Origin of the sequence: Micromonospora cathayae (assembly GCF_028993575.1) — a bacterium.
Taxonomy (GTDB): Bacteria; Actinomycetota; Actinomycetes; order Mycobacteriales; family Micromonosporaceae; genus Micromonospora; species Micromonospora cathayae.
The window spans coordinates 4322897-4335486 of sequence record NZ_CP118615.1 but is presented as its reverse complement, the minus strand read 5'-3'; the positions used below and the strand labels follow the sequence as shown (position 1 = coordinate 4335486).

Here is a 12590-nt window from a genome sequence, read left to right as displayed (position 1 = left end):
AGTTACGGCTGGAGGCGAAACATGTCCGTCTGGCAGGTTCCGGTGGATCTGCTGGCGCGCAGCCGGTTCACCATCTCGCCGATGACGGACACGGTCGCCGCGCTGCGCGCCCTGCACCGTCCACGTCACCCGTGGCAGCACGACTGGCGACGACCGCACCTGGCCGCGTATCAGGACATGCTGGCCCGGCGGCCGGTCGTGCGGGCGTTGCTGGCGGCGGCGATCGCGCCCCGGTGGACGGCCGACTTCCTCACCCTGGCCCCCGCGTCGGCCGCCCCGACGTTCGCCGAGGAGCTGGCGGTCGTCGCCACGCGCCCGGACGAGCAGATCCGCGCCGACCTGCTCGCGACCGGGCTGGGGCGGCTCGACGACGTGTTGGCCGCCGACGGGCTCACCGGTGAGGTGGTGTACCTGCTCGACTGGGTCTGGACGCACACCGTGCGCCCGGAGTGGCCGGTACGGGAGCAGCGGCTGCGGGCCGACGTGGTGGCGCGTACCTCCCGGCTCAGCGCCGACGGCTGGGCGGGCGTCTTCCCCGACCTGGCGGGCACCATGCGGTGGCTCGGCGAGGGCCGCCTCCGGGTCAACGACTACCCCGCCCCGCCGCTGCCGCTCGACCGGGCGGAACACCTGGTGTTCGTGCCGGCGCACTGCGTCCGGGGCTGGGTGGTGTGGGACCGGCCCACCCGGTTCGGCATGGTCTATCCGGCCCGGGGCATCCTGGCCGATGTCGTCCCGCCGGCGCCGGGCCCGTTGGACCGGCTGATCGGCCCGAACCGGGCGACCCTGCTGCGGCACCTGGACAGCCCGGTGAGCACCTCACACCTGGCCGCGCTCACCGGGCTGCCGCTGGGGTCGGTCGGCGACCACCTGCGGGTGCTGCTGGACGCCGGGGTGGTGACCAAACGGCGGTCGGGACGTGAGGTGCTCTACTGGCGTACCCGGCTCGGGGTCGCCCTGGTCGACCCGACGGCTGACGGGTACCGGCCGTCCGAATGAACGAAGACCGCTACGGCCGGGTCAGTCCCTCGGTCAGCAGGTCGTCCCAGAGCGCGTCGGGTACCGGCGCGGCGAGCAGCGCCGCGTTGCGGGTGACCTGCGCGGCGTCGCGCATGCCGACGACGACCGACGCGACGGCGGGTTCCCGGGCCACGAAGGCCACCGCCGCCTGCGGCAGCGTCACCCCGTGCCGGCGGCACACCTCGGCGATCCGGGTCGCCCGGTCGTGTACCTCGGGCGAGGCCGGGCGGTAGTCGTACAACCGGCCCGGTCGTTCGGTGGCGAGCACGCCGCTGTTGAAGACCCCGGCGGCGAGGACGGACACCCCGCGTTCCCGGCACCGGGGCAGCAGCCGTTCCCCGGCCGACTGGTCCAGCAGGGTGTACCGGCCGGCGAGCATGACGGTGTCGACGTCGGTCTCGGTGACGAACCGTTCCAACATCTGCCACTGGTTCATGCCGACGCCGATCGCACCCACCACGCCCTGGTCGCGCAGCGCGTGCAGGGCCGGGTACGCCTGCTCGACCGCCTCCCGCCAGTGGTCGTCCGGATCGTGCAGCAGCACGACGTCGACCCGGTCGAGTCCCAGGCGTTCCAGGCTGGACTCCAGCGACCGGCGCACCCCGTCCGCGCTGAAGTCCCACCGGCGGACCCGGTCGGCGGGGACGTCGAAGCCACCGGCGTCGTCGCGCAGGTGCGCGGTCCCGGGCGAGGGGACCAGCAGCCGGCCGACCTTCGTGGAGACGGTGAACGCGTCCCGGGGCCGCCCGGCCAGCGCGCCGCCCAGCCGCCGTTCGGACAGGCCCAGACCGTAGTGCGGCGCGGTGTCGTAGTAGCGCACGCCCGCCGCCCAGGCGGCGTCGACCGCCTGGTACGCCGTGTCGTCGTCCACGGCCCGGTACAGGTTGCCGATGCTGGCGGCACCGAACCCGAGGCGGCTCACCCGTACCCGGGAGCGGCCGAGCGTCCGCAGCGGATCAGCCATCGCGCCGACCCGGTCCCGGACCGGCCGGGGGCAGCCGCAGTCCGTGCATTCCGCCGTCGACGGCGAGCACGGTCCCGGTGGTGGCCGCGGCCAGCGGGCTGGCCAGGTAGGCGATGGCGGCGGCGACCTCGGCGGCGGAGACCAGCCGTCGGATGGGTTGCCGGGCCCGCAGCGCCGCGAGTTCGCCGGCCGGGTCGTCAGCGGAGTCGAGCAGCCGGCGTACCCACGGCGTGTCGACGGTTCCCGGGTTGACGCAGTTGACCCGGATGCCCTCGTCGACGTGGTCGGCGGCCATGGCGAGGGTCAGCGCCTGGACGGCGCCCTTCGTCGCGCTGTACAGGGCTCGGTTGGGTAGGCCGGTGGTGGCCACGATCGAGCAGGTGTTGACGATCGCCGCGGCGGACGAGGCCCGCAGGTGGGGCAGTGCCGCCCGGCTGACCCGGACGACGCCGAGCACGTTGACGTCGAGCACCCGGTGCCACTCGTCGTCGGGGTTCGCCTCGATGGTGCCCTGCGCGCCGGTGCCGGCGTTGTTGACCAGGATGTCCAGTCCACCCAGCCGGTCGGCGGCGGTGGCGACGGCCTCGGTCACCGAGACCGCGTCGGTGACGTCGCAGCGCAGCCCCAGCAGGTCCGCCGGCACACCGGCAGGGTCCAGGTCCAGGCAGGCGACGCTCGCCCCGCGGTCGGCGAGCAGCCGGGCGGCGGCCAGGCCGATGCCCGAGCCACCGCCGGTGACCACTGCGGACAGGCCGCTGAACTCCCTGGTCACCGGGCCTCCACGCGGAGGTCGGCGCGCCGGGTGGTCGTCACGCCTGACCCACCGTCTGCCGCTGGCGGCCGAGACCGTCGATCTCGACCTCGATCACGTCCCCGGCGCGCAGGTACGGCTTGGGTTCGGGCAGCCCGAGGGCGACACCGCCGGGGGTGCCCGTATTGATCACATCGCCGGGTTCGAGCACCATGAACTGGCTGACGTACCGGACGATCTCGGCGACGCCGAAGACCATGTTCCTGGTGCTGCCGTCCTGGCGGAGCTGGCCGTTGACGCTCAGCCGCAGACCCAGCCGCTGCGGGTCGGGCACCTCGTCGGCGGTCACCAGCCAGGGCCCGAGCGGGTTGAAGGTCTCGCAGGACTTGCCCTTGTCCCACTGGCCGCCGCGTTCGAGCTGGAACTCCCGTTCGGACACGTCGTTGGAGATGGTGTAGCCGGCGACACAGGCCAGCGCGGCGGAGTCGGTCTCCAGGTAGCGGGCGGGGCGTCCGATGACGACGGCGAGTTCGACCTCCCAGTCGGTCTTGCTGCTGCCCCGGGGGATCAGCACCTGGTCGTCCGGGCCGACCACGGTGTTCGACGCCTTCATGAACAGGATCGGCTCGGTCGGCAGCTCGGCAACGGTCTCCGATGCGTGTTCGGAGTAGTTGACGCCGACGCAGACGATCTTGCCGGGTCGGGCGATCGGGGGCCCGACGCGCACGGCCGGGTCGGGCAGCGGCGGCAGGTCCCCGCTGGCGAGCGCGGCGCGCACCGTCGACACCCCGGCGCCGGCCAGGAAGTCCCCGTCGATCTCGGCCACCAGGCCGGAGAGGTCCACGAGGCGACCGTCCGCGTCCAGCGCCGCTGGACGCTCCTGGCCGGCGGCCCCCACTCGAAGTAACTTCACTCCACGCCCCTCCGGCCCAGACATCGGATCTGTTGCCTGGTTTTATAGTGCAGTGGGCGGCTGTTCGCAAGAGATGCCCGGGATGCGGGCCGAAATAGATCGGATGATCACACGAGTCGATCAGCTTCAGGTCAGCTGCCGGGCTCGGATTCGGGTTCGCCGAGCGTGTTGCGGAGCCACTCCTCGACCCCGGCGATGTGTACGGTCGCCCAGGCGCGCGCCAGGCCGGGTTGCCGCGCCTCGATCGCCGCACAGATCGCCTCGTGCTGCTCCCGGGTGCGGCGTAACGCCCCCTCCTGCGTCAGACCCCGCCAGATCCGGGCCCGGGTGGTCGGACCGGCCAGGCCGTCGATCAACGAGCACAACACCTGGTTGCCCGACCCCGCGGCGATGTGACTGTGGAACCGCAGGTCGTTCGCCACCAGCGCCTCGACACTCGGGGAGTCGCCCAGCTCGGCGAGGATCCGACGGAGCCCCGCGATCTCCTCGTCGGTCATCCGGGTCGCGGCCAGCTCGGTCGCGGCGGGTTCGAGGACCCGGCGCACCTCGAGGAACTGCAGCACCGCGTCGCCCTGGTGAAAGTCGACGACGAACCTGATCGCGTCCAACAGCAGGTCGGGGGCGAGACTGGTCACGTACGTGCCGTCGCCCTGGCGGACGTCGAGCACCCGGATCAGCGACAGCGCCCGCACCGCCTCCCGGAGGGAGTTGCGGGACAGCCCGAGCCGCTCGGCGAGGTCGGCTTCCCTGGGCAGCCGCGCGCCGGGGGCCAGTTCACCCCGGACGATCATCGCCTTGATCTTCTCGATTGCCTCGTCAGTGACCGGCACCACGCCTCCCGCCCCGAACATCGGATGTATTACACCCTATCCCGCGTCGCAACCCGTAGCACCGTCGCGAATCCGGCGGACCGGGACGTCGGAGCGACCCACCGTTCCGCCCGCCGCGCAGCCCGTCCGGGCCAGCCATCCGGATCCGGTTCCCGGCGGCCGGAACGGGTCCGACGGCGGCCGTCGATGCCGGCACGCCCCCGGCAGGCGGGGACCCGGACCCGGGGCCGCCTGCCGCCGAAGGTGTGTGCGTCGACGTGCCACCGCCCGACAACCCGCCCGGAACACGTCCGATGTATCGGCGACCGGGGTTACCCGATGCCCGACACTGCCGTCCGGCCCGCCCCGCCGCACGCAGGCGGGAGAAGCCCCGGCCGATTCCCGGCAGATCGACCGGGTTCACGGTCGCGGGGGCGGCGGCGGGCACCCGGACAGCCGTGGGCGACCCACACTTGGGCGCATTTGCTCCGGACAGCGATCAATGTCCTTAATGATTTCCTAAGGTTTCGCCAGGCATCATATTGATCGGCGATCATCTTGCTCCTAGGGTCGACTCGGGCCGCTGGCGTAGACCCGCAGGGTGCCCGGGCACGGAGGTCCGTCCACCCTGCGCACACCCAGGGACAAAGACCCTCTTTGCTCTCTCCACCATGGCTCGATCAACTCAGGATCGTTTCTCTAGGAGAAAGCACGCATGTCAAGACGTGTAACACCAGGTCGCCTCGGGCGATCACTGGTCAGCGCCGGTGCGGCGCTGATGCTCACCGTGTCGGGACTGGCCGCGACCGCCTCCGGCGCGACGGCCGCACCCGGCGACCCGTCCGCAGTGGAGGGGAAGGTCCGGGCCGAGCTCACCAAGCGGTTCGAGGCCAAGGCGGAAACGGACTTCTGGATCCGTTTCGGACCCCGCGCGGACCTGTCCAAGGCCAGCGCGATCAAGGACTGGACCGAGCGCGGCACCGCGGTCGCCGCGGCGCTGCGCAAGACCGCCGAGGAGAGCCAGGCGAAGGTCCGCGCCAAGCTCGACAAGGCCGGCGTCAAGTACGAGACCTTCTGGGCGAGCAACGCCATCAAGGTCAACAGCGGCTCCTCGACCATGGCCGCCGACATCGCCGCGCACGGTGAGGTCGAGGGGCTGTACGCCCCGGTCGCCTACGAGGTGCCCAAGGTCACCGACGGTGCCGACCAGAAGGCCGTCAACGCGGTCGAGTGGGGCATCGCCAACATCAACGCCGACGACGTCTGGACCGAGTACGGGGTCAAGGGCGCCGGCATCACGGTCGCCAACATCGACACCGGCGTGCAGTTCGACCACCCGGCGCTGGTGGGCTCCTACCGGGGCAACAACGGCGACGGCACGTTCGACCACAACTACAACTGGTTCGACGCGGCCGGCGAGTGCGCCACCGCCCCCTGCGACACCGACGGCCACGGCACGCACACCATGGGCACGATGGCCGGTCAGGCCGGTGCCAACCAGATCGGCGTCGCGCCCGAGGTCACCTGGATCGCGGCGAACGGCTGCTGCCCCAGCGACGCGGCGCTCGTCGAGTCGGGCCAGTGGATGCTCGAACCAACCGACCTCAACGGCCAGAACCCGGACGCCAGCAAGCGGCCGAACATCATCAACAACTCCTGGGGCACCCGGCTGCCCTCGAACGACCCGTTCATGGAGGACGTGACGCTGGCCTGGGCCGCGTCGGGCATCTTCGGCACCTGGTCCAACGGCAACAGCGGCTCGGCCTGCCAGACCAGCGGATCGCCGGGTAGCCGGACCGCCAACTACTCCGTCGGCGCGTACGACGTGAACAACGCCATCGCCAGCTTCTCCAGCCGGGGCGCCGGCCAGGGCGGCGAGATCAAGCCGAACATCGCGGCCCCCGGCGTCAACGTCCGGTCGAGCATCCCGGGCAACAGCTACGCCAGCTACAACGGCACCTCGATGGCCGCACCGCACCTGGCGGGCGTGATCGCCCTGCTCTGGTCGGCGGCACCGTCCCTGGTCGGCGACATCCCGGCGACCCGGGCGCTGCTCGACGGCTCGGCGATCGACTCGCCGGCCAGCCAGTGCGGCGGCACCGACGACGACAACAACGTGTTCGGTGAGGGCCGGCTGGACGCGCTGGCGCTGCTCGCCGCCGCGCCGATCGGTGACACCGGCACCCTCGCCGGTACCGTCACCGACTCGGCCACCGGGCAGCCGGTCGGCGGCGCCAGCGTCGCCCTGACCGGTCCGGCGGACCGCACCCTGACCACCGGCGCCGACGGCACCTACTCCTCGCTGCTGCCCAGCGGCGAGTACCAGGCCGTCGTGACGGCGTACGGCTACCAGAGCCGGACCGTTCCGGCGACGGTGACCACCGGCGCGACGACGACGGTGAACGTGGCCCTCACTGCGGTGCCCACGGTCACGGTCAGTGGCCGGGTCGCCGACGGTTCCGGACACGGTTGGCCGCTCTACGCCAAGGTGACCGTGGTCGGCAGCGGTGGCGTCTCCGACTACACCACGCCCGCGAACGGCAGGTACAGCCTCACCCTGCCGGCCGGGGCGACGTACAAGCTGACCGTGGAGGCCCAGTACCCGGGCTACCAGACCGTGACCAAGGACGTGGTGGTCGGTTCGGGCAACGTGGTCGCCAACGTCGACGTGCCGGTGAAGAGCGACTCCTGCTCCCTCGCCCCCGGGTACCGCAACGGCTCGGACGGCGTGTACGAGACCTTCGACGGTACGACGACGCCCGCCGGCTGGACGGTGGTCGACAACATCAACAGCGGGTACGTCTGGCAGTTCAACGACCCGGGCGCGCGCGGCAACCTGACCGGCGGCGCGGGCGGCTTCGCCATCATCGACAGTGACGAGTACGGCACCGGCAAGCAGCAGGACACCTCGCTGGTCAGCCCGATCGTCGACCTGACCGGCGTCACCGCGCCGGTGGTCCGGTTCAACCAGGACTTCAACCACCTCGGCGGCGAGCAGGCCGACGTCGACGTCAGCATCGACGGCGGCGCGACCTGGACGAACGTGCTCAAGCAGACCGCGGACGTCCGGGGACCGAAGGTGACCGAGGTGCCGATCCCGCAGGCCGCCGGCCAGTCGCGGGTGCAGGTGCGGTTCCACTACTTCGGCGGCTCCTACGACTGGTGGTGGCAGGTCGACAACGTCCTGATCGGCAGCAGGATCGTCTGCCAGCCGGTCAGTGGTGGCCTGGTCTTCGGTCACGTCAAGGACAAGAACACCAACGGTTACGTCAACGGGGCCACCGTGACCAGCGACGACCGTCCGGCGGAGACGACCACCACCGTGGCGACCCCGGACGACACCGGGCTGGCGGACGGCTTCTACTGGATGTTCTCGTCGCTGACCGGCCCGCACCCGTTCACCGCCAAGGCGGCCAGCTACGTCAGCCAGCGCAAGTCGGTCGACGTCGAGGCCGACTGGGCGACCGCCGCGACCTTCCAGCTGGCCGCGGGCCGGCTGGCGGTGAAGCCGGCCTCGGTCTCCGCCACGCTCCGGATGCCCACCGGCAAGACCACCAAGTCCTTCACGGTGACCAACACCGGCGGAGCACCGGTCGACGTCACGTTCGGTGAGCAGGACAAGGGCTTCGAGCTGCTGCGCGCCGACGGGTCGCGGATCACCAAGGAGCAGATCCTGGCGTCGACCGGCGCGCCGCTGGTCCGGCTCACCGCCCCGACGTCGTTCGCGGCGGCCTCGCGGATGGGCACCGGGGTGATGCCGGCGGCGGCCGGCCCGCAGGCCGCGCCGTGGACGGACATCGCCGACCACCCGAGCGTCGTGATGGACAACGCGGTGGTCACCCTGGGCGGCAAGGTGTACTCGATCGGCGGCGGCAACGGCACCGCGTCGTCGAAGAAGAACCACGTCTACGACCCGGCCACCCAGGCCTGGACGGCGATCGCCGACCTGCCCGAGGCACGCAACGCCATGACCGTCGGCGTCATCGGCGGGAAGATCATCGCCACCGGCGGTTGGGGCCCGTCCGGGCCGTCCCCCGCCACCTGGTCGTACGACCCGGCGACGAACGCGTGGGCGGTGCTGGCCAACAACCCGGCCCCGCGGTCGGCCGCCGGTCAGGCGGTGGTCGGCGGCAAGCTGCTGGCGATCGGTGGTTGCACCACCGCCAGCTGCACGCCGATGGCCGACGACGTGGTCGCGTACGACCCGGCGGGTGACCGCTGGGAGGCGCTGCCCGACTACCCGAAGTCGGTCGCCTTCGCCTCCTGCGGCGGCATCGACGGGACGGTGTACTGCACCGGCGGCAACGACGGCACGAACCCGCAGAAGGTCGGCTACGCCCTCACCCCGGGCAGCGGCGGCTGGACGGCGATCGCCGACGCTCCCGCGACCAGCTGGGCCAGCGCGTACGCGACCGCGAACGGCAAGCTGCTGGTGGTCGGTGGTTCGCAGAACGGGGCGATCACCAACGCCGGGTTCTCCTACGACCCGGCCGGCAACACCTGGTCCGCCCTGCCCAACGCCAACAACGCCCGCTACCGGGGCGGCGCGGCGTGCGGGTTCTACAAGGTGGGCGGCTCCTCGGGTGGCTTCACGGCCACCCCGGACAGCGAGACGCTGCCCGGTTTCGAGGGCTGCTCCACGGCAGCCGCCGACGTCAGCTGGCTGACGGTCGACAAGTCGGAGGTCACCCTGGCCCCCGGTGAGGTGGTCACCGTCACCGTCGGGCTGACCGCGAGCGTCGACCAGCCGGGCACGTACTCCGCGGCGGTCACCATCGGGGAGAACACCCCGTACGCCGTCCCCGCGGTCGACGTCACCATGGTGGTGCAGCCGCCGACCACCTGGGCGAAGCTGACCGGTACGGTCACCGGCACCAGCTGCCAGGGCGCCACCGCGCCGATCGCGGGTGCGACCGTGCAGGTGGACTCGTGGGCGTCGTCGTACACCTTCCAGACCGACGAGGCGGGCAAGTACGCCTACTGGATGGACCGACGGAACAACCCGCTGACGTTGATCGTCGCGAAGGACGGGTGGAAGCCGCAGACCCGCCAGACGCGGCTCAACACCAGCACCCCGACGGTGGAGGACTTCAACCTGTCCGCCACCGGCTGCTGACGCGTAGCGTCGGCTGACGCACTCCGGCCCCGCCCGGTTCGTCCGGGCGGGGCCGGACCCGTTCGTCCGGCCATCAGAACGGGCCCCGAGCCGTCCGTCCCGGGCCGGAGCCCCGTCCGTCCATCGGTGCGGGGCCGGAGCCGTCCGTCGGGGCCCGGGGCCGGCGGCGCTCAGTCCGTGAGGACCACGTGCAGGTTGCGGGGGCCGTGCACGCCCTCGACCCGGTCGAGTTCGATGTCGCTGGTGGCGGAGGGACCGCTGATCCAGGTCAACGGCCGGTGCCGGGCGACGCGGGCGAGGGCGTCCGGCACGGTGGCCACCACCTGGTCGGCCCGCAGCACGCACACGTGCACGTCGGGCAGGAGCGTGATGATCCGGCGGCCCTGGTCCGGGGCCGCGTCGAGCACGATGGTGCCGGTCTCGGCGACGGCCACGGCCGCCCCGGTGACCACCCCGTCGACCGTGGCGAGCTGCGCCACGTCGAGGTCATGGTCCACCACGACGTCGACGCCGGACGGCAGCCAGTGCGGCGGCAGCCCGGCCGGCACCACCACCCGCCGGCCGCCGAGCACCTCGCCGACGACCCGGGCGACGTCGCCGTCCGGGCACCGGTGCACGGTGGCCCGGTAGTCGGTGAGCCGGTCCACCAGTACGTCCAGGTCGACGGCGACGGCACCGGCGGGACGGTACTCCCGGGGCACCTCGGCCGGCGTCGGCCGCGGCTCGCCGAGCGCGGCCCGGAGCCGGCCGAGGACCAGGTCGCGGGCGGTCACCGGTCGGCCCACCACTGCCGGAACGTCTCCGCCGGTGGCTCCGGCAGGTCCCGGCTGGCCGTCCAGCCGGACAGCGGCGGTGGCAGGCCGCGCCCGCGCGGGCCGGCGAGCCGGCTCAGCTTCGCGGCGCGCTGCGCGGCCGCGTACAGCGCCGGATGGTCCATCGTGTACGCGGCGGCGGCCATCGCCGTCGCCTCGGCCCGCGGGTGCGGGGCCTGGCCACGCAGGTGCACCAGGATGGACGGGATGTCGATCATCACCGGGCAGGCGTCGTAGCAGGCCCCGCAGAGCGTGGAGGCGTACGGCAGGGAGGCGTTGTCGTCCACCCCGGTCAGCTGCGGGGAGAGCACCGCGCCGATCGGCCCCGGGTAGACGGACCCGTACGCGTGCCCGCCGGTGCGCTCGTACACCGGGCAGACGTTGAGGCAGGCCGAGCAGCGGATGCAGTGCAGCGCCTGCCGGCCGACCGGGTCGGCGAGCACCGCGCTGCGGCCGTTGTCCAGCAGCACCAGGTGGAACGCCTGCGGGCCGTCGCCCGGCGTCACCCCGGTCCACATCGACGTGTACGGGTTCATCCGCTCCCCGGTCGACGCGCGGGGCAGCAGTTGCAGGAAGATCTCCAGGTCACGCCAGGTCGGGACGACCTTCTCGATACCCATGACGGTGATCAGGGTCTCCGGCAGGGTGAGGCACATCCGCCCGTTGCCCTCGGACTCGACGACGGCGAGGGCGCCGGTCTCGGCGACGGCGAAGTTCGCCCCGGACACCGCCACCCGGGTACTCAGGAACGTCTCCCGCAGGTGTCGACGGGCGGCGGCGGCCAGCGCCGCCGGCTCGTCACTGATCGTCGGGTCGACGCCCGGCATGGCCCGCAGGAAGATCTCCCGGATCTCGGCCCGGTTGCGGTGGATCGCCGGCACCAGGATGTGGCTCGGCCGGTCGTCGCCGAGCTGGACGATCAGCTCGGCGAGGTCGGTCTCGACCGGTTCGATCCCGGCGGCGGCCAGGGCCTCGTTGAGACCGATCTCCTGGGTGGCCATCGACTTGACCTTCATCACCCGGTCCGCGCCGGCGGCCCGGACCAGGTCGGTGACGATCCGGTTCGCCTCGACCGCGTCGGCGGCCCAGTGCACCGTCCCGCCGGCCCGGGTCACCGCCGTCTCCAGCTGCTCCAGCAGCTCGGGCAGCCGGGCCATGGTGTCGGTCTTGACCGCCCGGGCCGCGGCGCGCAGCTGCGGCCAGTCGGGCACCTCGTCGATCACCGCCCCCGACCTGGCGCGGATGGTGGCGGTGGCGTGGCCGAGGTTGCGGCGCAGTTGGGCGTCGGAGAGGGCCCGCCGGGCGGCGGCCGGGAACGGCTCGTCACCGCGCAGGTGCCCGACGCCGGGCGGCGCGGTGGCCGGCATGCCGAGGAACGTGCGGGTCATCGGGTACCTCCGGGGTTCGGTGCGTCCGGGCGGCACGGTACGCCGGGCATGGTGGCGACCGCCCCGCCGGCCGGCTCCGCCTCGGTGCTGGCCAGGATCTCGGCCAGGTGCACGGTCCGCACGCCGGCCCGCAGCCGGGACAGCCCGCCGCCGATGTGCATCAGGCAGGACGCGTCACCGGCGGTGCACACGTCGGCCCGGGTGGTCAGCACGTTGCGCATCTTGTCGGCGAGCATCGCCGTGGAGGTGTCGGCGTTCTTCACCGCGAAGGTGCCGCCGAAGCCGCAGCACTGCTCCGCCTCCGGCAGCTCCACCAGGTCCAGGCCGCGTACCGCGCGCAGCAGCCGCAGCGGCCGGTCCCCCACCCGCAGCATGCGCAGCGAGTGGCAGGTCGGGTGGTACGTCACCCGGTGCGGGTAGTACGCGCCCACGTCGGTGACCCCGAGGACGTCGACGAGGAACTCGGACAGCTCGTACGTTCTGCTGGCGACGTCCTCGGCCCGGACGGCCAACCGTTCGTCACCCGCCCGCCGGGCCACCATGGCGTGCTGGTGCCGTACCGAGCCGACGCACGAGCCGGACGGGGCCACCACCACGTCGTACGGGGCGAAGACCCGCACGTGCCGGCGGACCAGCCGCAGCGCGTCGTCCGGGTAGCCGGTGTTGACGTGCATCTGCCCGCAGCACGTCTGGTCCTCCGGGAACACCACCTCGTGGCCGAGGCGCTCCAGCAGCCGCACCGTCGCCACCGCCGCCTGCGGGACCATGGTGTCGGCCAGGCAGGTCACGAACAGCGCGACGCGCATCATCCACCACC

Annotated in this window: 9 protein-coding genes; 2 read left to right on the top strand and 7 right to left on the bottom strand. The window is 72.6% G+C overall.

The annotated features are described in order from the left end of the window. The first annotated feature begins 21 nt into the window (after window positions 1-21). The gene (locus tag PVK37_RS19790) at window positions 22-999 is read left to right on the top strand and encodes a helix-turn-helix domain-containing protein (protein WP_275029017.1); all 978 of its coding nucleotides are present in this window, start codon (window positions 22-24) and stop codon (window positions 997-999) included. A 10-nt stretch (window positions 1000-1009) separates the two neighbouring features. Here the strand turns inward: PVK37_RS19790 and PVK37_RS19785 are convergent, their stop codons facing one another. The 4 genes from PVK37_RS19785 to PVK37_RS19770 all read right to left on the bottom strand — a co-directional run bounded on the left by PVK37_RS19785 (window position 1010) and on the right by PVK37_RS19770 (window position 4499). Beyond that, complete coding sequence (locus PVK37_RS19785; protein WP_275029016.1) at window positions 1010-1984, bottom strand: aldo/keto reductase; 975 nt, start codon at window positions 1982-1984, stop codon at window positions 1010-1012. Further along, window positions 1977-2756, bottom strand: coding sequence for an SDR family NAD(P)-dependent oxidoreductase (locus tag PVK37_RS19780; RefSeq protein ID WP_275029015.1), 780 nt, complete (start codon window positions 2754-2756; stop codon window positions 1977-1979). Before PVK37_RS19780 ends, PVK37_RS19785 begins: the two co-directional genes overlap by 8 nt. A gap of 37 nt (window positions 2757-2793) precedes the next feature. Beyond that, on the bottom strand, window positions 2794-3648 hold the full coding sequence (locus PVK37_RS19775; protein WP_275029014.1) for a fumarylacetoacetate hydrolase family protein: 855 nt from the start codon (window positions 3646-3648) through the stop codon (window positions 2794-2796). Between the two features lie 131 nt (window positions 3649-3779). Beyond that, window positions 3780-4499, bottom strand: coding sequence for a FadR/GntR family transcriptional regulator (locus PVK37_RS19770; protein WP_275029013.1), 720 nt, complete (start codon window positions 4497-4499; stop codon window positions 3780-3782). Between the two features lie 673 nt (window positions 4500-5172). Here PVK37_RS19770 and PVK37_RS19765 point away from each other — a divergent pair. Then, window positions 5173-9573 carry a S8 family serine peptidase gene (locus PVK37_RS19765; RefSeq protein ID WP_275029012.1) on the top strand — a complete coding sequence of 1467 codons (4401 nt, stop codon included), beginning with the start codon at window positions 5173-5175 and terminating at the stop codon, window positions 9571-9573. A 170-nt stretch (window positions 9574-9743) separates the two neighbouring features. Here PVK37_RS19765 and PVK37_RS19760 read toward each other — a convergent pair whose 3' ends face one another. The 3 genes from PVK37_RS19760 to PVK37_RS19750 are packed head-to-tail and all read right to left on the bottom strand — an operon-like array spanning window position 9744 to window position 12579. Continuing rightward, window positions 9744-10346 (bottom strand): LutC/YkgG family protein, encoded by a 603-nt coding sequence (locus PVK37_RS19760; protein ID WP_275029011.1) that lies wholly within the window; start codon window positions 10344-10346, stop codon window positions 9744-9746. Further along, window positions 10343-11773, bottom strand: a complete 1431-nt coding sequence (locus PVK37_RS19755) for a lactate utilization protein B (RefSeq protein ID WP_275029009.1) — start codon at window positions 11771-11773, stop codon at window positions 10343-10345. Before PVK37_RS19755 ends, PVK37_RS19760 begins: the two co-directional genes overlap by 4 nt. Further along, complete coding sequence (locus PVK37_RS19750) at window positions 11770-12579, bottom strand: (Fe-S)-binding protein (protein WP_275035182.1); 810 nt, start codon at window positions 12577-12579, stop codon at window positions 11770-11772. The genes PVK37_RS19755 and PVK37_RS19750 overlap by 4 nt, the downstream gene beginning before the upstream one ends. Between the last annotated feature and the right edge of the window lie 11 nt (window positions 12580-12590).

What these genes read in the sequence shown, in the direction of transcription:
- PVK37_RS19790 (WP_275029017.1), top strand. Translation starts at nt 22, where the DNA reads ATGTCCGTCTGGCAGGTTCCGGTGGATCTGCTGGCGCGCAGCCGGTTC.
- PVK37_RS19785 (WP_275029016.1), bottom strand. Translation starts at nt 1,984, where the DNA reads ATGGCTGATCCGCTGCGGACGCTCGGCCGCTCCCGGGTACGGGTGAGC.
- PVK37_RS19770 (WP_275029013.1), bottom strand. Translation starts at nt 4,499, where the DNA reads ATGTTCGGGGCGGGAGGCGTGGTGCCGGTCACTGACGAGGCAATCGAG.
- PVK37_RS19765 (WP_275029012.1), top strand. Translation starts at nt 5,173, where the DNA reads ATGTCAAGACGTGTAACACCAGGTCGCCTCGGGCGATCACTGGTCAGC.
- PVK37_RS19755 (WP_275029009.1), bottom strand. Translation starts at nt 11,773, where the DNA reads ATGACCCGCACGTTCCTCGGCATGCCGGCCACCGCGCCGCCCGGCGTC.
- PVK37_RS19750 (WP_275035182.1), bottom strand. Translation starts at nt 12,579, where the DNA reads ATGCGCGTCGCGCTGTTCGTGACCTGCCTGGCCGACACCATGGTCCCG.